We start from the raw sequence: 22,809 nt of genomic DNA, 5'->3' as shown, positions 1-22,809 counted from the left end.
AAAATTCCGACTGATGAAAAAAAGCGTCTGCGCGGAGATGATTATGAATGCCCTTCCATACCATGACGTGCGGTTCGTCCGACATGAGTTTGGTGATGGCCGATTCATGAAAACGGAGTTTCCGGTCGTACACGCTCAGGATGTCGGGCAATGACACGCCGAAATGAAAATCCGGGCTCAAGTTTTGACCCGAATTACAATAATAATGTGTGAGAAAATTCATGCCGTTAATGTACGATCGTCGGGGGCAATTGCAAACAAAAGTTGATGTACACTACGATCAAGCAATTTGTCATAAAAATGACAACGCGTCATGCTGTTGTGCCGTTGTACGGCAATGCAATGTTGATATGTAGAGCGGAACGGCGTTCCGCTCTACAATTTCCGACGCGGTCGTTGAGCGAAGTCGAAACGAGCGGAATGCCCGAGGCTTCCTTCGACTCCGCTCAGGAAGCGGTCTTGGTCGTTGAGCGAAGCCTGATGCCGGAGGCACATCCTCCAGAGGCGGACACAGTCAGCCTTTGGCTGAGAAACGACTCTGCGTCATGCTGAACTCGGTGCAGCATATTTTTAACGAGGGTTTTAAAGTGAAACTTGTTCGAACGGGAAATTAAATAAACGGTGGGATTTTTACTTCTTAGAAACTCTGATCTTCTTTATCTCCACAAGACTCAAGCCGGTGATTTTTCAGCTTTTTTCAGATCGATCGTCATGGATGATGTGTGTAAAATTTTTACGATATGATTTGGACGGCTACATTGTAATAAGCGGAGAGATGAAAGGCAAGTGATTAAAGTGATTACGGTTTACAATAGTGATCGAAGAAAGACATGATTTTATTTTCATATTCAATTCCTCCTGCAGTCATTAAATTATAATGGTCACCTTCGGATATTTCATAGAATTCTTTATAAGGAGATTGAAGATTATGATAAACTCTTTTTCCGTATTCGATCGAGATATGTTTGTCTTTTGTACCGTGAACCACCAAAACCGGTTGGCGAATGGAAAACGCTGCGATTTCGGGTTGAACTTCGTCAACGGGAAACTTAGCAATGGAACCTGCTTCATTCAAAGCCGCATTTGAAAAAGAGCGCCAACGTATTTTGATGATTCGCGTCAAGTAATCCGACGTAACTTCCCGTAATGTTGCGAAAGGACTTTCCACAACAGCACAAGTCAAGCGAGGCTCTATAGCCAGCGTTTGAATAGTAATGGCTGCGCCGAGCGAATTGCCAAACATGGCGAATGGAGCGGCTTGCGGATATTTGGATTGAATAGAATCGATAACAATAACCACGTCGCGTTTTTCCCAATATCCATACGTACAATATTCGCCGCCGCTTTCGCCGTGCGTCCGCAAATCAAACAATACAACATTGTAATTGTTCCGGCAAAATTTACTTGCGAGCGGCAGCATCGCTTCTTTACAACTTGCGATTCCGTGTAAAACGAAAACAGTACCTTTATTGCTATCGGTTATCGAATGCAAAAACCAGCCTTTAAGCGTGATCGTATCGTTTACCGGAATTGAAAGTGTATCAAAGGTCAATCCGAATTGATCCGGATAACGCTGAGAAAACATTTGTTCGATCTCAGAACGGGACAGCCGGTGCGGTTTGATAATAGAATACGGGGCGATGTGACAAGCGGCTACATATAAAAGTGAAGCGATAATAACACCGATAGCGAGAAGACGAAGGATCCATTTGATCATTTTAGAATATTTCGATGAAGGTTTATTTTGGAGCTATTGTGAGAACAGTGATGGAATGAAAATCAATACATAAAATTAAATGGAAATGTCTATCGAATTAGTCGGCCTTAATTAAATCAACTGTTCCATTCGAATAAGAAAATATAATAGTTCTTATAGAATTATATACCAAAATACCTCTTCTATTGAATGTTGCAGCTGTTATTATCTTATCATTATTGTCGTATAATCCAGCATGCAAGGTAGATGAATCTCCTGGCATAAAACTAATTTTTAAATGACTATATGCTTTATATTGCTCAACCAAATTATCAATATGCGAATATAGGTTGATGTCCACTTTTTGAATGATTTTATTTGCACTATCAGTATAGTTCATAGCTTGTCATTGCTCAAACTGCTTATTTTGAAAAAATATTACGTCGCAATTGTACATCATAGTTCGTGGAAACGCAAGTTATAAAATGGACAACCGCCCTTGCTGGTCAGTTCTCGACATGCTCGAACTGACGCCATTCTTACGTGCGTTTCGACAATTGTAACGAGGTCGTTGAGCGAAGTCGAAACGACCGGAATGCCCGAGGCTCCCTTCGACTCCGCTCAGGGAGCGGGACACAGCCTTGACCTTTTCTTGGTTCTTTCTTTTGGGTCAAGCCAAAAGAAAGAACGTGGTGTCCGGTCTTTGCGGATATTCACTCAGAGCCTGAATTTGTTTGTGTTCCAAATCACTAAAACCTGAAATCCATTATGTTCTTTTCTTTGTCTTGATACAAAGAAAAGAACCAAAAGAAAAATCAAGGCTTTGCAAAAAACGCCTGAACCGCCGTTCGCTTTTTGGGTGCGGAAAACAGTTACATGCTATTAGTTTTGCTCAAAGATTGAATGTGTTTCACGTTTTCCGCATGATGATATGCGAACGCCGGTTCTTAGTCCGGCGTTTTTTGCAAGGCCGGTCAGAAATGCCCAACTAACACCAAATCTCTTTGAAAGGAATGGGAACTTTTCCAACTCTTATGTCATACCCGCGAACGCGGGTATCCAGATTTCACACACTAATTTGGAATTTCGTTCTGGATTCCTGCGTACGCGGGAATGACAATCCCATTCGACACGTATTTCCTTGGCCTTGATAAAACCGCCGAAGAGAATACGAGTTCGCGAAAGGTTCAGCGGAAAATGTGAAATGATTGATCACGTTTATGAATGCGATAGAATTTGGAACTATTTTCCGCCACTAAGTAAGCGAACTCGGATTCCGGCAGTTTTATCACAGCCTTGATTTTTCTTTGGCTACTTTCTTTGTATCAAGACAAAGAAAGTGGCACGGCGTAGCCGTAGGAACACTTATGAGAATATGCTTTCTGGTCTGGATTCCCCCGACTTGTCAGGGGAATGGCAATTTCATTCAACGCGTATTTTCCGGCCTTGATAAAACCGTGTTTCGACAATAGTAACGAGGAAAAACTTGTTCGAGCCCTTCTTGGATTCCCGCTTGCGCGGGAATGACACCTAACAAATCGCATTTGATAATCGCGAAGGGAAAGGTTATTTTATGTCCCACTTATTCAGGGAGACAATCATGGCTGAACATAGTTTATCCGGACTGGAACCGCGTCAGGTCTTCGATTATTTTTACCAGATCACGCAGGTTCCCCGGCCTTCCAAAAAAGAAGAAAAAATCCGCACATATATTATTGAAACGGCTAAGAAACTGAACCGTGAAATTCAGGAAGACACCACGGGCAATATCGTCGTCAGGAAAGCGGCGTCGGCCGGTTTGGAAAATGCGCCGGCGGTCGTTTTGCAAGGCCATCTCGATATGGTGTGCGAAAAAAACAAAGACGTGACGATGGATTTCGACAAAGATCCGATCCGTCCGCGCGTTGACGGCGAATGGATCAAAGCGACGGGTACGACGCTCGGCGCGGACAACGGTATTGCAGTGGCGACGATGCTGGCGATTTTAAGCGACGACTCGCTCGTGCACGGACCGCTGGAAATGCTTTTTACCATCGATGAGGAAACCGGCCTGACCGGCGCGACGCATCTGGACCCGAAAATGCTCAAAGGACGTCGCTTGATCAACCTGGATTCCGAAGAAGAAGGCGTTCTTTTTGTCGGATGCGCCGGCGCCAAAGATGCGACGATTACGTTTCCAGTCAAATGGAAGGACGTGCACGACGGCATGACGGCATTGCAAATCAAAGTCGAAGGCGCAGTCGGCGGCCATTCCGGTCTCGATATTCATCTCGGCCGCGCAAACGCGATCAAGATCCTTGCGCGAATTCTCTGGAGCTTGCACCGTTCGTACAGTTTTCGTCTGTCGCATCTTCACGGCGGCAGTAAACGCAATGCGATTCCGCGCGAAGCAGAGGCCGTCCTGGCCATTTCAAACGAAGATGTTGCGTCGTTCAAAAAGGATTTTCAGCGATTGCAGAAAGCTATCAAACCGGTCTATCATTCGACCGATCCGCATTTAAAAATGACACTGACCGAAACGTCCACGGAAAAACCACATGTCATGAAGAAATCACAAACGGCCGTTTTGATTAATTTATTACATGCGTTGCCGCACGGTGTGATGGCGATGAGCAAAGAATTATCCGGACTTGTGGAGACGTCGGTGAACCTGGCGACGATCGAAATGACGCATACATCAATATTGATCGGGAGCAATCAACGCAGTTTCATCGAAACGGAAAAAGACGCGCTGGTCGATCGGGTGCGCGCGACTGCTGAACTCGCGGGCGCCGAGATGACACAATCGGAAGGATATCCTGGATGGAAACCGGACATGAAATCGAAAGTGCTCGGCATCGCTAAAACGACATTTCAGGCAATGTACGGCAAAGAACCGCATGTCACGGCCATTCATGCAGGTCTGGAATGTGGAATCATCGGCGAAAAATTTTCAGGTATGGAAATGATTTCATTCGGTCCGACAATTCAAGGTGCGCATTCGCCTGACGAAAGCTTGTTCATTCCGTCCGTTAAACCGTTTTACGAAGCAACGTTGAAAATGCTCGAGAAATTGGCGCAAGGGTGAAACGAGTTCGAAGTAGACAGAGTTGTACATTTTTCGACTTTTTCAGCGAAAACTAAATTATCTGCAATAGCTAATGTTTGACCAAAAACTCATCGAAAAATTACGCACGGCAAAACGTATTGTAGCGTTTACCGGCGCAGGCATTTCCGCCGAGAGCGGCGTTCCGACTTTTCGTGATGCGCAGACGGGCATGTGGGCGCAATTCAATCCGGAGGAACTGGCCACGCCGCAGGCTTTCCGGCGCAATCCGGCCATGGTATGGGAATGGTATGCCATGCGCCGCGAAATGATCGCCAAAGTTCAACCCAACCCCGGACATTTTGCATTGGCTGAGATCGAGCAGCGCGCGGAATCGTTCACTCTCGTCACACAAAATATCGACGGTTTGCACCGGCTGGCCGGAAACCATCATGTTTTGGAAATACACGGGAACATCAAGCGTACGAAATGTTTTGAAGAAGACGTCGTCGTGGAGTTATGGAAAGATACCGGCGATGTTCCGCCGCGGTGTCCGCGATGCGGGGGCATGCTGCGGCCCGACGTCGTATGGTTTGGCGAAATGTTGCCGGTAAAAGAAATGCACGAAGCTATGGAGATCTCGCGTCAATGCGATGTTTTTTTTGCCATCGGAACGTCGGGCGTTGTCTTTCCGGCTTCCGGGCTGCCATTGGATGCTTTGCGGAACGGCGCAACGGTAGTGGAAATTAATCCGGAAGTAACGCCGTTGAGTCCGAAAGCAACTTATTATCTTCAGGGTAAAAGCGGGGAAATTCTGCCGGCGTTGGTGAAAGCCGTGTGGGGATGAATTCCGGCTTATCGGATTATAAATTTTAAAAGCGAATAGTGTCTTTTGAAAACGACCCAATTATTACTTTCCTTATTAGGATAATTTTTTTACATTCGTCCGTCCGAAATGTTCAACAAAAACCGGAGATTCACGTGGCAAACGGGCTTTTTATAAGTTTCGAGGGCATTGACGCGTGCGGCAAGTCGACGCAAGTGGAGAAACTGGCTGAGAGGCTGCGCGCCGACACTTTTAATGTACTCACGCTGCGCGATCCGGGCGGCACACCGATCTCCGAAGAAATCCGTAAAATTCTTTTGTCGAATCAACACGCCGAAATGGGCGCGATGACGGAATTGCTTTTGTATGAAGCGGCGCGTGCGCAAATCGTCTACGAACGCATCATTCCCGGTATGCGGGAATGTGACGTTGTTTTGATCGACCGGTTTTTCGATTCGACTACGGCGTATCAGGGTTATGGCCGCGGCATCGATTTGGAAAATGTCAAACGCGCCAATTTACTGGCGACCGGCGGGCTCACGCCGCAATTGACGTTTTTCATCGATATCGCGTGGGAAGAATCGCGGCGTCGCAAAAGCAACGGCCACATGGATCGCCTTGAAAGCGAAGATCAGGATTTCTTTAACCGCATCCGCAACGGATATTTGCAATTGGCCCAGACACACGCCAAACGGTTTCGCATTATCGACGGCAATCAATCGCCCGACGCCGTGCATGAAGCGATTTATAAAGAAACGAAAAAAATTACCAGCGGATGGATCTTGAGCCGGTTGAAATAAACATTTCGGCTACCCCACACCATTGCTTCGCATGAATCCAACATCCTCTTTTTTCCTCAAACATAAAGGCGAGATTTCTTTTTTTGCGGTTTTGTCCGGCCTACTGGGAACCTCGGCCGTCATCAAACTTTTTCCGGAATGGGCGCCGTTGTGGATGAGCGTACTGCAAACGGGTTTTGAGGCGGGCACGGTCGGCGGAGCCGCCGATTGGCTGGCTGTCAAAATGATTTTCGATGAAATCAAGATCGGCCGGTGGCGTGTCGTGCCTGCGTCAGGCATCATTCCACGTAAACAAAAAGCCATCGCTCAAAGTGCGGGCAAATTGGTGGCCAATGAATGGTTGTCGCGCGAAAGTATCGGCAAAATGTTGACGCAAATTGATGTCAGCGATGCGATAGCGGAAATGCTCTCGTCCATGCACCGTAAAGGTGAAACGACAGCCTTCATTCAATGGCTGATGAATACATTGTTTGAGTTCCTTGAACAACCTTCGACGCAGGAAAAATTGACCGTACTGGCGAAAGAAAAACTATCCGACATCCGCGTCAGCCGGTGGATAGGTCAACATCTGAATGACGGGCGAGTTCGTGAACTCATGAATCGCCTGATCCCTTTTCTGTCGGATAAATTTATTGCGGCGTTATCCACGAAAGAAGCATACGATTTGATTTATGAAAAAATGGCGGAAGAACGGGGCGGATTTTTCAAACAATTGTTTTTTGATCCGGCGGACGCAACCGATAAAACTATTATTAAATTAACGCGATTTCTCGAGGACATTCAGTACAACGAATGGCATCCTTTGCGCGAACGACTGAATGAACTCACGTCGGACTGGGCACAGAGACTCCTGGATGAGCGTTCGTCCGCTGCCGTTGAAATGAATGAATTAGGGAAAGAATTGACACGAAATTTCGATACAAAAGCCTGGATCCAACGGCTCGTTGCCGCTATTAAAAATAGCGTCGACGAGCAAATGCGTGCAGTCGACAGCTCATTGAGCACCATGATTCGAGAAGGCGTCGAGCAATTGATCGGGCGATTGAAAACAGACGTTGAATTGAAGTCCGACATCAATCAAAAAATTATGAATATTGTCGGAGAGCTTTTGACCAGACATCATCATCGCATCGGGGAATTGGTCGAAGAAAACATCTTACGTCTTTCGCCGGAGGCGATCAAAGAGCAATTCAAGGCACGCACGTATGATGACATGCAGTGGATCAGGGTCAACGGTGCCATAGCCGGCTTTGCTATCGGAATTGTGATCGGTTTGATTCGGTTGCTGTTTTAAAAGCAGCGTTGAGTAATTCAACGCAACCGTTATTTAATCAAAAGATTATGATAATATATTTTGACATTCGCTGAATTTGTTCTTACTATGTCCGGGACAACACACTGAAACATAATCTATTCTGCTCGCGTAAAGTTGCAGTAATTTTTTCATGCCTTTACCGGAATCTTCAAAGTTGTAAACCATTATCTTGAATTTCACTGCCAAAGGAGTTATGACATGATCTGGAGCGTTCTGACTGAACATTGGTGGCTGCCTGTATTGATTGCATGCATCAGCGGACACTTGACAACGGTATGCGTGAGTTTGTATCTTCACCGCGATCAAACGCACGGAGGATTGACCATTAAAGCTCCGGTGAGCCATCTGATGCGATTCTGGCTGTGGCTGTCAACCGGGCTTAATACACGCGAATGGGTTGCCTGCCATCGCAAACATCACGCGTTTACCGATCAGGCGGACGATCCTCACAGTCCTGTCAATCACGGCGTGTTGGGAATCCTCTTTGCAGGCGTGTACTATTATCGCCAGGCAACCAAGAACATGGCCGTCCTGGAAAAATACGGCAAAGGCGTCGTCAATGACTGGCTGGAAAAATATATTTTTACGAAATTACAATTCGTCGGCGTCTTGACATTATTGGCCATCGATATCGTATTATTTAACGTCGGATATGGATTGCTCGTATGGACCATTCAAATGGTATGGATTCCTTTTTGGGCTGCCGGCGTAATCAATGGCGTAGGACATTATTTGGGATACCGCAATTATAAGGTTGAAGATGAAAGCCGTAATATTGTTCCGTTCGGTATTTTGCTTGGCGGTGAAGAACTGCACAACAACCATCATAAATATCCCGCATCGAGTAAGTTTTCATCGAAATGGTTTGAATTTGATATCGGTTGGATGTACATCCGCATCCTGATGTTTTTCAGGTTAGCCCAGGTAAAGATTTCCGATATGTCGAAATAAAAATGTAAAGGCTGCCCGTTCGGGCAGCCTTTTTTGTTTTTTCCGTTCCCGCCTGCTTGACTTTCGCTCGATCACTCCTTACCTTCAAAAAGACATAATCTTCTCTGCAACCTGATCTAAATTTCATGAATCCGCCATCGGACGTTTTAATCGAAGTCACCAATCTTCGGAAGAATTTTCGTGTCAGAAAGAATTTTTTTTCACATTCGGCTGCTGCCGTTCAAGCCGTGGGCGGAATTTCGTTTTCGATCAGTCGTGGCGAGACGTTGGGGCTTGTTGGTGAATCCGGCTGTGGCAAAAGCACGACGGGCCGATGTGTGATCCGGCTGATCGAACCGACCAGTGGGACGGTTACACTGGAAGGACGCGATGTGACGACCTTATCCGGTAAGGATTTGCGGGCTATACGGCGTAAGATGCAGATGGTTTTTCAGGATCCTTTCAGTTCACTCAATCCCCGCCAGACCGTCGATACTATGTTACGGGAAATTTTTCATGTGCATCGCATCGCCGAAGGCGCACAGGCGGATCAAAAAATCAGTGAGTTGATGGAAATGGTAGGTTTGCCGGTTGGCAAGGCCAATAATTATCCTCATGAATTTTCCGGCGGTCAACGCCAGCGTATCGGTATTGCGCGTGCATTATCGGTTAATCCGTCGTTTATAGTATGCGATGAGCCTGTTTCAGCGCTTGACGTATCCATCCAGGCGCAAATTGTTAACCTTTTAACGGAACTCAAAAAAAAACTTTCGCTGACAATGTTGTTTATTGCGCATGATCTGGCGATCGTGCGCCACATTTCGGACCGGATTGCGGTGATGTATCTCGGTAAAATTGTTGAGATGGCGGATGCTCAGTCGATTTACAAGAATCCATTGCATCCTTATACGCAGGCCCTTATGTCGGCGGTACCAATTTCGGATCCGGAAATCAAAAAGCAAAGAATTGAATTGAAAGGGGACGTACCAAGTCCGGCTCAAATACCGCAAGGCTGTGCATTTCATACGCGATGTCTGTATGCTGAAAAAATTTGCAAAGAAGTCGAGCCGTCATGGAATGAAGCCGGCGGACATTGGGTAAGTTGTCATTTAGCTGGTCGTCATACAATGGCGGTTTGAATTGTAAAAAAAAGCGAGGTGCCTTATGGAAGGGCAAGTCATTCATTTTGACAATGAAGAAATCGGTGACGTGATTCTTATGCGAATTCATGATGAACGCGTGGACAGCCGGATATCGTCTCATTATAAACAGGAATTTCTGGCTTTACGCAATGAAGGTATTTGTAAAGTGATAGTTGATCTTTCCGAAGTTAATTTTATTGACAGTTCAGGGTTGGGATCGCTGCTATTCGGGCGGAGGATTTTCAGTGAAGACGGAGGCGATCTCCGGATCGTCGGCGCCTTTGAAAAAGTACTAAGCATGTTCAAAATTGCCAAACTTGACCGCGTGTTTGAATTTTTTGAAAATAAGGAAAATGCTATTGAAAGTTTCCGTGAGGACGAAGAAGAAGAGGGATTAGAAACATAATTTTACGCGGGATTTTTAAGCCCGTCGGCTTACATTTTGGATTTCTGTTTTTTTGGTTCAATATCTAAAAGATTCATTAACTTCCTTTATTGACATTATTCGAATATTTCAGTAACATTGCGAGAATTTTTCACGCCGACAGTGTATTCATATTTAATTCTATCAGGTAGGTAGAGCATGGAAGACATTTTAAAACGATTACGCAACGATACTCCCGGCGTGAGCGCCGTGGCCTTAGTCAGCAACGACGGTTTGATCATTTCCTCATTATTACCCGACTCGATTGAGGCGGAAAGGGTGGCTGCAATTTCAGCCGCTCTGCTGAATCAAGGCGAAACCAGTTCAGAAGACGCCATGATCGGACAAATGTCGCAGATCACTATTCGCGCAAAAGAAGGTTTTATCGTGATTACCCGTGCGGGGCGCGAAACGCTTCTGACAGTATTTACGACAACGAATGCGAAACTTGGATTGATTCTATTTGATATTAATACGGCATTAAAAGAATTAAAATCGCACGTCAATTAAACGGCAAAAGGCTCCATGCTTTCTCATAAATCTTATTTTGACAAACTCATCAAAGACATCGAATCCGTCGATGCGAAATCCATTGTAGCACTGGTTTCGGAAGAAGGCTTTGTGCTGAGTTCGAATACGCCCGATGAAAATGCTGACGCACAATTAGCAGCGATGGTGTCGGTTTTTATGGATTACGGTAAAAAGATTTTTGCGATCCCGGGCGTTACATCCGATCAAATGAACGAAGCCGTACGGACCAACGTTTCAGTCGGTGACCGACGGTATGTATTGGTGACGCAATTGGCGCCGCACACTTTTATCATTGTTGCCGGTGAAGACAAAAACCGCATCAGCATGATGATGAAAAAGACCCTGGAATACGTCGACGCCACGGCATCGATGATGCAGAAAAAAGAAATTGTTTTTTAATTGAACAAGCGGAATCAGTTCCGCTTTTTTTATGTACTTTTAACGACAAACGGACATGCTTTATTACAACAACATCCTGGAAGTGATCGGGCGTACCCCGATGGTAAGACTTAACCGCGTTGGCGCCCATTTGGAATGCAACTTATTTGCAAAATGTGAATTTCTCAATCCCGGCGGATCGCTGAAAGATCGTATTGGTAAATCGATGGTGGAAGCGGCTGAAAAAGAGGGCCGTATCAAACCCGGCGACACCTTGATTGAGCCCACGAGCGGTAATACGGGTATCGGCATTGCGCTTGCCGGAGCGGTGCGCGGTTATCGCGTCATCATTACGATGCCAGAAAAAATGAGCCGTGAAAAACAAGTCGTCCTGGAGGCTCTGGGCGCGGAAATTATCCGTACGCCGACAGAAGCATCGTTTGATTCGCCCGAAAGTCATATCAGTGTCGCGCGACGGCTTCAATCGGAATTGCCCAATGCTCACATTCTCGATCAATACTCCAATCCCAATAATCCGCTCGTTCATTATGAAACTACGGCCAAGGAAATTCTGGAAGCCGTGGATGGCAAAATCGATATGGTTGTAATGGGAGCAGGTACCGGAGGTTCGATTACCGGCGTCGCGAAACGTATCAAAGAAGTTGCGCCGAATTGCCGCATTGTCGGAGCCGATCCGGTCGGATCGATTTTGGGCGGCGGTACGCAAGTCGGTACGTACAAAGTCGAAGGCATCGGCTATGATTTTGTTCCGGACGTACTTGATCGCGGATTGGTGGATGAATGGGTGAAAACAGAAGATCAACAGTCGTTTCTTTTGTCGCGCCGGTTAATTCGCGAGGAAGGTTTGTTGGTCGGCGGTTCCAGCGGTTCGGCTATGTTTGCCGCTTTGCAAAAAGCTCCGTCGCTTAAGAAAGGTCAAAATTGCGTGGTTGTATTGGCGGACGGCGTTAGAAATTATATGACAAAATTCGTTGATGATAAATGGATGCGCGATAACGGATTCTTTGAAACACAGCCAATCAAAGGCAAAGTGAAAGACATTTTGGATAAGTCGCCGCGGCCACAACTGGTCTGTGCCGATGATATGCAAACCATCCAGATGATCGTTGCTCAAATGCGCGAAAAAGGTATTTCACAATTACCCGTAACGTCCGGCGGCGTGCTGGTTGGCATTGTGTCGGAGGCCGACCTGATGGAATTTCTCGCGTCCGGCGCAGGCGTTCCGCATTCATTGGTTTCAAAATGTATGAACCGGCAAGTACCGGTCGTTGGATTCAATACTCCCATTACAACGTTACAAGAAATGCTAAGTAAGAGTCAGGCCGTTGTCGTGGTTGATGAACATCGGAAGCCGGTGAGTATTATGACGCGTATCGATCTGCTCGATTATTTAGCCGTTATGGGAAAGTAATTAATCGTAATCAAATTATGCGTTGACAGTCCAATTTTGAAATTGGATGATCGTCAATACAATTACTAAAAAGGAAATATCATGGGCTTCCAGACCGATGCAATTCATGCCGGACAAATTCCCGATCCGACGACCGGCGCGGTGATGACGCCGGTTTATTTCACGTCGACCTACGCACAGGAGGAGTTGGGTAAATCCAAAGGTTTTGATTACGGACGCACGATCAATCCTACGCGCGTAGCGCTTGAAAAAAATATTGCCGCACTTGAAAAAGGAAAACACGGGATCGCGTTTGCCAGCGGCATGGCGGCCATTACAAATATTGCCGCGTTGCTCAACGGCGGCGATCATGTGATCGTGTCAAACAATGTCTATGGCGGTACATTTCGTTTTTTCGATAAGATCATGAAACGTTTTAACCTGGAAGCGTCGTGGATCGATACGTCTGATGCAAGTCTCATCGAAAAAGCCGTGCGTCCGAATACAAAAATGATCTACGTCGAAACACCGACGAATCCGATGTTGACGATTACCGATCTGCAGGCCGTTGTGAACATTGCAAAAAAACATAAACTGATTTCTGTCGTCGATAATACGTTTATGAGTCCGTATTTTCAGACGCCGCTGAATTTTGGAATCGATATTGTCATGCACAGTACGACCAAATACATTAACGGCCACAGCGATGTGATCGGCGGCATCGTGATCACGGGCGATGATGCTATTCATGAGAAATTACGTTTTCTTCAAAATGCGATTGGCGCCGTGCCGTCGCCGATGGATTGTTTTCTTGTTTTACGGGCGACCAAAACGCTCGGACTTCGTATGCGCCAGCATAACGAAAACGCAATGCACATGGCCAAATTTTTATCCGAACATTCTAAAGTGAAAAAAATTTATTATCCGGGATTACCGACCCATCCTCAACACGCGTTGGCAAAAAAACAAATGACAGGGTTCGGGGGAATGATTTCCATCGAATTGGGCTCGATTGAAAACGGAAAAAACCTTTTGCGCAATGTTAAAATTTTTGCATTGGCGGAAAGCCTTGGCGGCGTCGAAAGCTTGATATGCCATCCGGCCAGCATGACGCATGCGTCCGTGCCGCAGGAAGACCGTTTGAAATTGGGATTAACCGACGGACTAGTCCGGCTTTCGGTCGGGTGTGAAGACAGCGATGATTTGATCGCCGATATCCGGCAGGCATTGGAACACGTGTAATTCAGGATACAGCCACTTCGCTTTCGGATGGTTCGGCTGTAATCAATCCACGGTCTGTTTCCGGAATGTAATCTGACACTATTTCATTTAGATAATTAATATAGCGCGGAACGATGGAATCCCAGGAGAAATGGGATTCAACATAAGCGCGGCATGTCGCAGCCATCTGTTTTGATTCCCCGTTAAGCATTACATCGATTCGCTCGGCGAAGATCTCAGGATGACCGTAAGGAATGCGGTAACCGTTTTTGCCTTGCGAGATAACATCTTTGATACCCTCCAGATCCGACGCTATCACCGGCGTTCCAGCCATATTTGCTTCCAATAATACTATTCCAAATCCTTCCATGTCTCCTTCGACAGGAACATTGGGCATAACAAAAATATCTGCAGCGGCATAAGCCATCTTTAAAACCTCATCCGTTTGTTTGCCCAGAAGTTGAACACAGCTTTGTAAATTCATACGTCTTATCATATTTTCAATAGCACTATATTCCGGCCCTTCTCCGATAATCAGATAAACACAGTCGTGACGAATTTTCAGAAAAACGTTTTCGATAAACCATGCGTGGCCTTTTCGTTCTATCAGTCGCCCGACGGTAAGCAATATTTTTTTGTTAAGGAAAGGTCTATGCACAATTTCTTCCAGTGATTGTTTAGCCGTAGTTCTTTCTATAAAAGTTGTCAACGGAAAATCATGGAAACCATTTGGGATGACGATACTTTTTTCTTCGGCCAAACCACGATCCATGCACGCTTGCCTGGTAGCATGCGATACAGAAATGACGCCGTCTAGCTTTGAAAATATAACCGGTAAAAAATATTGATATAAAAAAAACGGCAAGGTAACATCTTTGCCGTGAGTGACGGCTATCATCGGTGTATCAAGACGGCTTTTCAGGATAGTCGCGGTCAGCGCAGTTACCATCGAAGAGAAAATAATTACATCAGGCTTAAAACGTTCGGCAACCACAGGAACCCTGAATAACAGATTCCACAAGAAGTGAAAAGTTTTTACGCCAATCCATGACCATGACGTTTGTTGGACCATGGAAAAAAGTTTAACGCTTCGGTGACGTCTTAATGCCTGTTCCAACTGCATACTCACTCGCTGCATACCGCCGACATTTTCAAGCGGAGCATTTACGGGAGGATGGGAATGGGAGATGTAGAGGATTCGTAAGGCCATAGTTTTTTGTTAATAGTATATTCTGATGAACGTAATGCCTGGTAATAATTATCCAATAATTCCGAGTTGATTTTTTCCCAAGGCAGTGTCATCGCTTTTTGGCGTGCCGCTTTGGACATGTGCTCGCGTAACGATGACGATCGGCTCAACTGAAGGATGTATTGGACGAACATTTCGATACGTTTGGGCTCGGCTGCAAATCCTGTAGCACCATGCTGAACAAGGGATACACTGCCCGTCGCATTGGCGACAATAACCGGTAGTCCACTGGACATGGCTTCCAAAGTAACGTTACCGAAAGTTTCAGTCTCTGACGGAAAGAAAAACATATCGCTGCTGGCATAGGCTTTGGCAAGTATTTCGCCGGACAATGTACCCGTAAAACAAGCTTGCGGCAACTGTCGCTGCAGTTCAGTTCGCGCGGGACCGTCACCTACAATTAACGTTTTGATGCTTCGATCCGTTTTCATGGCTTCCTGCATGACGTTTACAAAAACACTGAGGTTTTTTTCCCAGACCAACCGCGAGACTAATAATACCACTTTATCATGGTCGTTGAAGCCAAGTTTTCTCCGCCAATTCCAATCACGTTTATCCGGTTCGAATAATTCCGTATCGACTCCGCGGCTCCACAGCCGGATATCGGGAGCGACGTTATGTTTTCGCAATTCAGCAGCCATCGATGGAGTGGGAACATACACATGCCGGCATTGTTTGTAAAACCATCTTACAAATTGCCATCCCGGTTTTTCCAGCCATCCCAATCTGTAATATTTCAGATAACCGGTGAAATGAGTGTGGTATGAACCGACCATTGGAATACGCCTGCTTTTTGCAAACCGGATTGCACTGAGTCCAAGTGCATCCGGCGTGGACACATGAATAAGATTCGGATTAAAATTCTGAAGTTTGGCCAGCGTATGCTGAGGCAACCCGAGAGAGAAACGGTATTCTTTTCTTCCCGGAATTGTTACCGACGGAACGGTCTCGAGATTTCCAAAAGGCTCGACGGCCGGTTTGTCGATATACGGTGAAAAAATCATGACATGAACTCCACGGCTGTCGAGAAATTTTACTAAACGGTTCAGAGTGAGCGCTACACCATCCCGTACGCATTGATAATTGCCTGTAAAAAGCGCAACCCTTAAAGATTGAGGGGATAACTTCGATGCATGCAAAGGCAGACTATGCTCGAACATGGTGGCCCTTAATATGAAAAAAAATGTTTCGAAAAAATTAGGCTCAAAAATTGCGCCAAACGCTCACGAAAATTGTTGAATGCGAGAATGTTATGAGAAAGTTTTGAGAGGATAGATTTATAGTGACCGGGTTACACGACAGAAAGATTTATTAGAAGAATATTATGAGTGTTAATCGCGATAACATTTACTGCAAGAAACAATGTACGTGCGCAACAAAAAAATGGCATGCAAGGATGTAATGAATGAGTCAAAATGAAGGATATATTTATACCGCGTATGGCGAAGAAAAATATTTACACCATGCTGCTGCATCGGCAAAAACGCTGCGCCGATATGATCAACAACGGCCGATCGCGTTGGTATGTGAATCGAGCCATCGTGATATCCTGCAAAAGAATGAGATAAATGTTTTTGATCAAATCGTCATGTTGAATCCGAAACACACATCCATCGTCGGATTCAAACATAACGTTCATGAGTATATGATTTTTGAAAAGAATCTTTTTTTGGATTCCGATATGATATGGTGCAGAGACCCCGACTCATTATGGACTTCATTATCGGTTCATCCTTTTACAATCACGGGAAAAATCGTAGCGGATAATTTTTTCGGCGGCCCAAAAAATGCCGGAATTGTCGCGGATATTTTATTTCGGCGGCGGCAACGAACATTACAAAGATTTGGATTGACCTATTTGAGCCGCGTTCAATCAGGGATGATATTTGCTCAAGATACCGTACGGACGCGGGATGTTTGTTTAAAAGCGCAAGAAATACTCAGCCGGAAACATGAAACTCACTTTCGGAGCCGGAAACAAGAAAAAGGCCGGAACGAAGAATCATGCGAATGGAGTCTAGCGATGGCTATGTCATCATTGAATATCCCGGTGTATCCATGGTTCCAGGCACACAGCAGTCCTCAACTGGATTATATTAAAAACTGGACGATGCATGATTCTGAATTTGCACAAGTCGAATGTCTGTATTTCGGCGATGAAACGGTTTACTCATTTCGCGGACTTAAATCGGAGCGACTAAAAAAACTATTGATCAAGTTGTGGTCCTATTATCCCGGTAAAGGTGATAAAATGAAAGTAACGCCTTACGTATTACATTTTGGCTGGCACCATGAGAAGCAACCGTTTCTGGAGTTTGCTGAAAAACAATGGAACGCAATGATCGGGGACAAGCCATGAAACAAGTCTTAATGCTGGCTCCATATTTTCCACCGCGCCGTCGCGTCGGTTCATTGCGTCCATTTAAGTTTGCCGTTCACCTACGTGAATTCGGCTGGAAACCGACCATCGTCACGTTCGGAACTGATCAAAACTTATTGACGGAAAAAGAACGACACGCACTTGAAGGTATCGAGGTGTTGTCATTAAAACCGCCTATGGATCGCACGCAAACTTCAGAAAGTCATTTAAATAAAAATGCGCCACCTAAAGCAAATTTGACATCATTTGTTGATCAATGGTTTCCGATCGATACTTGGCTACCATTTTGGTGGAGTCAGCATTTTCAGCTTTTGAAAATCGTTCATAAAATCAAGCCTCACGTATTGTGGAGTACGGCTGATCCGTGGTCATCGCACGTTGCTGCTTTGTCCATGTCGAAACAATTCAAGATTCCCTGGATAGCAGACTTCCGCGATCCCTGGACATTATGTCCGGTTCGAAACCATCATCGTTGGAATATCAGCCGGAATATCGATCGATTGTATGAAAAACAAATTTTAAAAAGAGCCAGCCGCATTGTATTTACGGCACGACAAACCGAAGAAAGATACCGGACATCTTATCCGGTTTATTCGGAAAAAATGAAAACCATTTATAATTCGTTTGAATCCGAAGCGGTTGAAAAGAACGGTGACGAAAATGCGTTGACGGTTAAAGATCAGCTCAACGTCGTTTTTTTTGGAAAATTCAGAACATTGTCGTCCGCTAAAAACATCATTGAAGTGATTGCCGAATGTAAAACCATCGATCCTGAGCTTGGATCATTCATTCGTATTTTTTCATTTGGAAATCTTAATCACAATGATCGCTGTTATGCTGAAAAGCGCGGTGTGTTGAATCAATTTAACGTCCTTGATCCCGTTTTGCCTGAAATGGCCTACGAAACTTTAAAAAGATTTGATGTGTTGCTCTTGAGCACATCGGATCAGCGCAACGATATCATTCCGGCCAAACTCTGGGATTATTTACCTGCTGGAAAACCTATTTTATCCTTATCGCAAAATAACGAAATCGAAAACATACTTCGTACGACCAACACCGGAATTCAATTTTCAGATAATTCCGTGTATCGCAGCGCAAAATTTTTACTTTATTGCGTTCAGGCAAAACGGGATGGATTGGAATTGCCCTATTCCGGTAATGCGGTTCAAAAAACAATTACGACATTTAGTTCTACATCGACCAGTCAGAAACTTGCGGATCTATTGAACGAGGCCTTGCATGGCTAAATCATTAGCGGCAAAAGCAGGAGTCGTCGTATTCTCACGGGTCATGACCACGCTGATCGATCTTGTAACGGCGATCGCTACGGTTCGGCTACTCTCGAAAACCGATTTTGCAATGGTCAGCTATCTGCTGATGGTTTATCAAACCGTCAAATATCTGGCGACGTTGGGTTTTCCGGACAGCGTTTTTTATTTTTTTGAACGCATTCATCCGAATGTACGTAAAGCTTTTACCATTCAAACGTGTACTATTCTTGCCATTACCGGCGCTTTAGCGGCCCTTGCCGTAATCGCGTACGGGTATATGGTTCCGTTTTTTTTAAATGAATGGAGTCATGAACAGGTTGAAGCAATGCAAGCGTGCTTCATCTATATTGCCGTCACAGCTATTTTTGAAATTCCGACCTGGCCGGTGACCAACTTGCTATTGGCATGTGATCGACAGAAAGACGCGGCGTGGTTTGAGATAGCGACGAGTGCTTTGATGTTCGGCTGTTTGATCGGACCGCTCTTGCTGGGTTACTCGCTTTCGGTCGCGCTTATTGGATTGATGATCTATGCCATCATTCGTTTTATAGGTTCGTTTGTTTGGCTGAACTGTGTCTTACCGAATACTTTAGAAAAATTGCCGAAGCAGATTTTATCAGAGCAGTTGCGGTTTTCATTTTACATCGGTTTATCGTCTTTGGTGGGCCGCCTGAATAAATATGCGGACAAATTTATTGTCGCGGCAATGTTGCCCGCCGCCGCATTGGCAGATTACAATGCAGGAGCCCAGGAAATTCCTATCATTTCCGTCATTCCATTCGCTGTTGGATCCGTGCTAATCAGCCGCTATGTGCGACTAGTACTGGGCGAAAATAAGCGCGAGCTGTTAGAATTATGGTACGCCGGTATCCGAAACGTGACGTTGATCGTTGTGCCGCTTGGGATACTGTGTATCGTGTTGGCGCGCGATATAATCATTCAACTGTTCGGGGAACAATATCTCGGCGCTGTGATTCCCTTTCAGATCTATACTTTGATTGTACTGCATCGAGTCACATCCTACGGCAGTATTTTACAATCGTTTGGAGATACGAGAGGAATTCTCTGGATTACTGTTTCGTTATTAGTCGTCAATATTTCTTTAAGCCTCGCATTGACGCCGTATTTAGGCATAAACGGTACGGCGTTGGGAAGTTTTCTGGCCAACATGGTGAGTTGGTACTTGGCGCTTCGTCGTATCGGAAAACATTTGCAATTACCTTTTTATCGTGTACTGCCTTTTCCGTTTTATTTCAAAGTGTTGGTCATATCCATTGCTTGCGGAGTGATAGTTTGGGGATTGCGGCCTTTCATCAATCCGATCGCCAATGACTTTGCGGCCTTAGTTTCTGTTCTGATGTATTTAACATTGTTCGTCACGTTAGGCACTATCGGCCGAATCATTCATCATGAAGTTTGGCACTATTTACTGAATTTTGTAAGAATTAAAATATTAAGAATTGATTAATAAAATAGATTGTACAATGAACTTAAAAAAACGCGTTGCTGTATTTAGGACTAATTTTCTTCCTCCTTCAGAAACATTTATTCACAATGAACTCATTTATCACGAGCGATACGAGGTCACGGTTTTTGCCCGTCGATGGATGAATGCAGAATTGTTTCCAGGTCATGATGTGATAGCGCTGACATCTCACCTGAAAAAACGCCGGTTAGAGTCAATGGTTTTTGATCTCAGTATGCAGAGTTGGACTTTTGATCGAGTTTTTCGACAACGCCGATTTAATATCGTTCATGCCCATTTTGGCTTCAATGGCGTTCATGCTTTGCGCTTTGCAAAACGGCACGGATTACCTTTAGTCGTGACGTTGCACGGTCATGATGTTTCCGTTCTCGAAGGTCATGAAAAAAATCAGTGGAGTTGGCGTTACTATGTAAAGAATTATCCTGAAATGCGGGATTATGCTTCAGCATTTTTTTGTGATTCGGAGAGTCTCCGACAGTCAATGATTGCTTTGGGTTGTCCACCGGATAAATTGATTACACATATTTTAGGAACTGATTTGAATGTTTTTAAATTTGAAAGAAGAAAAAAAAGCAATCCGTTGAAGGTGGTCATGATCGGTAGATTTGTAGAGAAAAAAGGATTTGACGATGGCATTGAAGCTTTTGCAGAAATCTGCAATAAGTTCAATGCAAGATTGATTATTGTCGGTTACGGCACATTGGAGCGATATTATAAATCGTTGATCACTAAGTTAGGTATTGATCACTGTGTTGAATTCACGGGGCCTTTACCGGCTGCGGGCATTAATGATCTTCTCAATGATTCGGCTGTCGTTCTTCTTCCCAGCCGGACTGCAAGTAATAATGATAAAGAAGCTACAACGAATGTCGTCAAAGAAGCGTATGCGTGCGGAGTGCCGGTGATTGGAACACTGCATGGTGGTATCCCTGAAATGATCAAGGATGGTGAAGATGGTTTTTTAGTCGCAGAACGGGATAAAATCGCAATGGCAAATCGGTTGGAACGTTTACTTTCAGACGAAACATTAAGGAATCGAATGGGGGAGGCAGGGTACGAGAAAATTTGCAGAGAATATGAAATCACAGCGGTCAATAGAAAGTTAGAAACGTATTACGATCAAATAATTGATAATCACGAGGCCGGTTTGAAATGATCAGAATCATTTTGATGATGGCCATATTCGTCATGAATGTCATTAGCGATAAATCGATAACGCTGGAAAATTTTGAGAACGATACTGTCGGTAATTTGCCTGAAAACTGGTTCAACCGTGACGGTAAAAATAAGCCAAAATATTATTCACAAGATGCTAAAAAGAATTACCAATATGCGATAGAAAAAGAAGAGGGCAATCAATTTCTTCGATACGACGGATGGGATGGGAAACACCTCAGTTTGCCTTTAGGGAATCGTACGGATATTGATCTGATGCAAACGCCGGTTTTATCCTGGCGATGGCGTGCGTGGCAATTGCCATCCGGCGCTTACGAATATGACGACGATAAAAACGACGTTGCGCTCAGTGTGTATGTGGTTTATAAATTCAGCGGAATTTTCAAGTCGCCGGTTTCCATTCGCTATACATGGAGCACTTCGCTTCCAAAAGGCAAAATCGTGAACAAGAACAATCAAAAAATAATGGTTCTCGAATCAGGAATGGAACGCTCTGGCCAATGGCTTACGATTGAACGTAATATTGCCGAGGATTACGAAAATTTATTTGGAGAAAACCCTCCAAAATGTCCCGTAGCCATTTTAATTCTCAGTGATGCAGATAATACCAAAACGTGGGCGCGCGGAGATTATGACGATTTTATTCTGAAGTCGCTATAGAATAGGCTGCAGCCATCGCGATTCGAACCACGACGGTTTTCTAACTAAAAGATAATCGATTAACCGGCTCCACGGAAAACCGATTAAGATCAATTCGTGGATGAAATAATGGAATTGAATATTCATTGTGAACATAATACCGATATGCAATCCGATCAGGGCGATCGTTATATACGGTCGCGTGTTACTGAACCATAGTAAAAATCCTGATAATTCTGTAACCAAACCGATTGTTAGAATAAGTGTGGCTATGGTGACGTGGGTGGACGCCAGTTGCTGAAGGGCATTCATTTCAAAGCTTCCGGTTCTGGACAAAGTATCCGTTCCTTTTTCAGCCATCCATAGCCACAGATGCTGTCCAGCCGCCCACGTCCAGCCGGATCCGACCAATTTACATATTCCAGCGGATACATAACTAAGTCCGATATAAAAGAATACAAAACTCCAAACGAATTTTCGTTTATCGGATGGATTGCTAAAAAAAAGATTCCCTAACGCCAATCCCATCAAGGTCATGCCGATCATATTGCCGCTGTGCGAAATTTCTCCCTGACTGTCCCGGGCCACGAGTTGGATGTGTAGAAGAATAATAATCATTCCATACGTCCCGCGGAATTTCTTGAAAAAGGCGATGATGCCGAATAAAGTAATTAAAACCGCATTGGCCAAAGGCAATATGTTGCCGTACATAAACCGGATGTCAATATAGTTTGCAAGGCCCAAAGGTAAAGCTACGTCGCCCAATCGCATAGTATAGAGCCCCCATTCCCACGCAAATTTGACGATATAATACAGAACGAATAATTCAAAAATTCTAAAAAAGATAACATCACCCGATGTTTCGGTTTTTTTTGATTCGACAATTTTTTCAAAAAACTTCTGCAT

Annotated in this window: 23 protein-coding genes; 17 read left to right on the top strand and 6 right to left on the bottom strand. The window is 44.8% G+C overall.

The annotated features are described in order from the left end of the window. On the bottom strand, window positions 1-181 hold a 181-nt coding region (locus K1X84_08570; GenBank protein MBX7151681.1), incomplete at its 3' end, for a hypothetical protein. 86 nt (window positions 182-267) lie between these two features. On the opposite strand from K1X84_08570, the gene K1X84_08565 reads away from it, so the two are divergent. Continuing rightward, complete coding sequence (locus tag K1X84_08565) at window positions 268-552, top strand: hypothetical protein (GenBank protein ID MBX7151680.1); 285 nt, start codon at window positions 268-270, stop codon at window positions 550-552. A gap of 247 nt (window positions 553-799) precedes the next feature. Here the strand turns inward: K1X84_08565 and K1X84_08560 are convergent, their stop codons facing one another. Continuing rightward, entirely contained in the window at window positions 800-1,717 is a 918-nt protein-coding gene (locus K1X84_08560; GenBank protein MBX7151679.1) for a lysophospholipase, read from the bottom strand. A gap of 97 nt (window positions 1,718-1,814) precedes the next feature. Next, the gene (locus K1X84_08555) at window positions 1,815-2,096 is read right to left on the bottom strand and encodes a hypothetical protein (GenBank protein ID MBX7151678.1); all 282 of its coding nucleotides are present in this window, start codon (window positions 2,094-2,096) and stop codon (window positions 1,815-1,817) included. A 1,200-nt stretch (window positions 2,097-3,296) separates the two neighbouring features. Between K1X84_08555 and K1X84_08550 the strand changes: the two genes are divergently transcribed. The 11 genes from K1X84_08550 to K1X84_08500 all read left to right on the top strand — a co-directional run bounded on the left by K1X84_08550 (window position 3,297) and on the right by K1X84_08500 (window position 13,720). Further along, a complete protein-coding gene (locus tag K1X84_08550; GenBank protein MBX7151677.1) occupies window positions 3,297-4,763 on the top strand; it encodes an aminoacyl-histidine dipeptidase in 1,467 nt (488 codons plus the stop codon). 73 nt (window positions 4,764-4,836) lie between these two features. Next, window positions 4,837-5,568 (top strand): NAD-dependent deacylase, encoded by a 732-nt coding sequence (locus K1X84_08545; GenBank protein MBX7151676.1) that lies wholly within the window; start codon window positions 4,837-4,839, stop codon window positions 5,566-5,568. Between the two features lie 134 nt (window positions 5,569-5,702). Further along, window positions 5,703-6,347 carry a dTMP kinase gene (tmk, locus tag K1X84_08540; GenBank protein MBX7151675.1) on the top strand — a complete coding sequence of 215 codons (645 nt, stop codon included), beginning with the start codon at window positions 5,703-5,705 and terminating at the stop codon, window positions 6,345-6,347. 31 nt (window positions 6,348-6,378) lie between these two features. Beyond that, window positions 6,379-7,641, top strand: a complete 1,263-nt coding sequence (locus K1X84_08535) for a DUF445 domain-containing protein (GenBank protein ID MBX7151674.1) — start codon at window positions 6,379-6,381, stop codon at window positions 7,639-7,641. Window positions 7,642-7,860: 219 nt separating this feature from the next. Continuing rightward, window positions 7,861-8,613 carry a fatty acid desaturase gene (locus tag K1X84_08530; GenBank protein MBX7151673.1) on the top strand — a complete coding sequence of 251 codons (753 nt, stop codon included), beginning with the start codon at window positions 7,861-7,863 and terminating at the stop codon, window positions 8,611-8,613. Window positions 8,614-8,738: 125 nt separating this feature from the next. Next, window positions 8,739-9,731, top strand: coding sequence for an ABC transporter ATP-binding protein (locus tag K1X84_08525; protein ID MBX7151672.1), 993 nt, complete (start codon window positions 8,739-8,741; stop codon window positions 9,729-9,731). Between the two features lie 25 nt (window positions 9,732-9,756). Continuing rightward, on the top strand, window positions 9,757-10,140 hold the full coding sequence (locus tag K1X84_08520) for an STAS domain-containing protein (protein ID MBX7151671.1): 384 nt from the start codon (window positions 9,757-9,759) through the stop codon (window positions 10,138-10,140). 177 nt (window positions 10,141-10,317) lie between these two features. Then, window positions 10,318-10,668, top strand: coding sequence for a roadblock/LC7 domain-containing protein (locus K1X84_08515; GenBank protein MBX7151670.1), 351 nt, complete (start codon window positions 10,318-10,320; stop codon window positions 10,666-10,668). Between the two features lie 15 nt (window positions 10,669-10,683). Then, a complete protein-coding gene (locus K1X84_08510; GenBank protein MBX7151669.1) occupies window positions 10,684-11,088 on the top strand; it encodes a roadblock/LC7 domain-containing protein in 405 nt (134 codons plus the stop codon). Between the two features lie 55 nt (window positions 11,089-11,143). Continuing rightward, complete coding sequence (locus K1X84_08505) at window positions 11,144-12,499, top strand: cystathionine beta-synthase (protein MBX7151668.1); 1,356 nt, start codon at window positions 11,144-11,146, stop codon at window positions 12,497-12,499. An 81-nt stretch (window positions 12,500-12,580) separates the two neighbouring features. Beyond that, window positions 12,581-13,720 (top strand): cystathionine gamma-synthase, encoded by a 1,140-nt coding sequence (locus tag K1X84_08500; GenBank protein MBX7151667.1) that lies wholly within the window; start codon window positions 12,581-12,583, stop codon window positions 13,718-13,720. A 1-nt stretch (window position 13,721) separates the two neighbouring features. Here the strand turns inward: K1X84_08500 and K1X84_08495 are convergent, their stop codons facing one another. Both K1X84_08495 and K1X84_08490 read right to left on the bottom strand, forming a co-directional pair. Continuing rightward, window positions 13,722-14,909 (bottom strand): glycosyltransferase family 4 protein, encoded by a 1,188-nt coding sequence (locus K1X84_08495; protein MBX7151666.1) that lies wholly within the window; start codon window positions 14,907-14,909, stop codon window positions 13,722-13,724. Then, complete coding sequence (locus tag K1X84_08490) at window positions 14,864-16,108, bottom strand: glycosyltransferase family 1 protein (GenBank protein MBX7151665.1); 1,245 nt, start codon at window positions 16,106-16,108, stop codon at window positions 14,864-14,866. The genes K1X84_08495 and K1X84_08490 overlap by 46 nt, the downstream gene beginning before the upstream one ends. A gap of 245 nt (window positions 16,109-16,353) precedes the next feature. On the opposite strand from K1X84_08490, the gene K1X84_08485 reads away from it, so the two are divergent. The 5 genes from K1X84_08485 to K1X84_08465 are packed head-to-tail and all read left to right on the top strand — an operon-like array spanning window position 16,354 to window position 21,924. Further along, window positions 16,354-17,307 carry a hypothetical protein gene (locus tag K1X84_08485; GenBank protein ID MBX7151664.1) on the top strand — a complete coding sequence of 318 codons (954 nt, stop codon included), beginning with the start codon at window positions 16,354-16,356 and terminating at the stop codon, window positions 17,305-17,307. Further along, entirely contained in the window at window positions 17,304-18,578 is a 1,275-nt protein-coding gene (locus tag K1X84_08480) for a glycosyltransferase (protein MBX7151663.1), read from the top strand. The genes K1X84_08485 and K1X84_08480 overlap by 4 nt, the downstream gene beginning before the upstream one ends. After that, window positions 18,571-20,070, top strand: coding sequence for an oligosaccharide flippase family protein (locus K1X84_08475; protein ID MBX7151662.1), 1,500 nt, complete (start codon window positions 18,571-18,573; stop codon window positions 20,068-20,070). Before K1X84_08480 ends, K1X84_08475 begins: the two co-directional genes overlap by 8 nt. A 16-nt stretch (window positions 20,071-20,086) precedes the next feature. Then, window positions 20,087-21,244 (top strand): glycosyltransferase, encoded by a 1,158-nt coding sequence (locus K1X84_08470; GenBank protein MBX7151661.1) that lies wholly within the window; start codon window positions 20,087-20,089, stop codon window positions 21,242-21,244. Further along, a complete protein-coding gene (locus K1X84_08465) occupies window positions 21,241-21,924 on the top strand; it encodes a DUF3047 domain-containing protein (protein MBX7151660.1) in 684 nt (227 codons plus the stop codon). Before K1X84_08470 ends, K1X84_08465 begins: the two co-directional genes overlap by 4 nt. Here the strand turns inward: K1X84_08465 and K1X84_08460 are convergent. Then, window positions 21,919-22,809 (bottom strand): hypothetical protein, encoded by an 891-nt coding sequence (locus K1X84_08460; GenBank protein ID MBX7151659.1) that lies wholly within the window; start codon window positions 22,807-22,809, stop codon window positions 21,919-21,921. The two genes, K1X84_08465 and K1X84_08460, sit on opposite strands and share 6 nt — an antisense overlap.

This window comes from bacterium (assembly GCA_019695335.1).
GTDB lineage: Bacteria > CLD3 > CLD3 > SB21 > SB21 > JABWBZ01.
This window is presented reverse-complemented; position numbering and strand designations above follow the sequence as displayed.

Bases quoted from the DNA above. Each gene is read 5' to 3' on its own strand.
- K1X84_08465 (MBX7151660.1), top strand. From the start codon at position 21,241: ATGATCAGAATCATTTTGATGATGGCCATATTCGTCATGAATGTCATT.
- K1X84_08500 (MBX7151667.1), top strand. From the start codon at position 12,581: ATGGGCTTCCAGACCGATGCAATTCATGCCGGACAAATTCCCGATCCG.
- K1X84_08520 (MBX7151671.1), top strand. From the start codon at position 9,757: ATGGAAGGGCAAGTCATTCATTTTGACAATGAAGAAATCGGTGACGTG.
- K1X84_08475 (MBX7151662.1), top strand. From the start codon at position 18,571: ATGGCTAAATCATTAGCGGCAAAAGCAGGAGTCGTCGTATTCTCACGG.
- K1X84_08470 (MBX7151661.1), top strand. From the start codon at position 20,087: ATGAACTTAAAAAAACGCGTTGCTGTATTTAGGACTAATTTTCTTCCT.
- K1X84_08510 (MBX7151669.1), top strand. From the start codon at position 10,684: ATGCTTTCTCATAAATCTTATTTTGACAAACTCATCAAAGACATCGAA.
- K1X84_08525 (MBX7151672.1), top strand. From the start codon at position 8,739: ATGAATCCGCCATCGGACGTTTTAATCGAAGTCACCAATCTTCGGAAG.
- K1X84_08505 (MBX7151668.1), top strand. From the start codon at position 11,144: ATGCTTTATTACAACAACATCCTGGAAGTGATCGGGCGTACCCCGATG.
- K1X84_08555 (MBX7151678.1), bottom strand. From the start codon at position 2,096: ATGAACTATACTGATAGTGCAAATAAAATCATTCAAAAAGTGGACATC.
- K1X84_08560 (MBX7151679.1), bottom strand. From the start codon at position 1,717: ATGATCAAATGGATCCTTCGTCTTCTCGCTATCGGTGTTATTATCGCT.
- K1X84_08495 (MBX7151666.1), bottom strand. From the start codon at position 14,909: ATGGCCTTACGAATCCTCTACATCTCCCATTCCCATCCTCCCGTAAAT.
- K1X84_08460 (MBX7151659.1), bottom strand. From the start codon at position 22,809: ATGCAGAAGTTTTTTGAAAAAATTGTCGAATCAAAAAAAACCGAAACA.
- K1X84_08480 (MBX7151663.1), top strand. From the start codon at position 17,304: ATGAAACAAGTCTTAATGCTGGCTCCATATTTTCCACCGCGCCGTCGC.
- K1X84_08515 (MBX7151670.1), top strand. From the start codon at position 10,318: ATGGAAGACATTTTAAAACGATTACGCAACGATACTCCCGGCGTGAGC.
- K1X84_08485 (MBX7151664.1), top strand. From the start codon at position 16,354: ATGAGTCAAAATGAAGGATATATTTATACCGCGTATGGCGAAGAAAAA.
- K1X84_08545 (MBX7151676.1), top strand. From the start codon at position 4,837: ATGTTTGACCAAAAACTCATCGAAAAATTACGCACGGCAAAACGTATT.
- K1X84_08550 (MBX7151677.1), top strand. From the start codon at position 3,297: ATGGCTGAACATAGTTTATCCGGACTGGAACCGCGTCAGGTCTTCGAT.
- K1X84_08565 (MBX7151680.1), top strand. From the start codon at position 268: ATGTACACTACGATCAAGCAATTTGTCATAAAAATGACAACGCGTCAT.
- K1X84_08535 (MBX7151674.1), top strand. From the start codon at position 6,379: ATGAATCCAACATCCTCTTTTTTCCTCAAACATAAAGGCGAGATTTCT.
- K1X84_08530 (MBX7151673.1), top strand. From the start codon at position 7,861: ATGATCTGGAGCGTTCTGACTGAACATTGGTGGCTGCCTGTATTGATT.
- K1X84_08490 (MBX7151665.1), bottom strand. From the start codon at position 16,108: ATGTTCGAGCATAGTCTGCCTTTGCATGCATCGAAGTTATCCCCTCAA.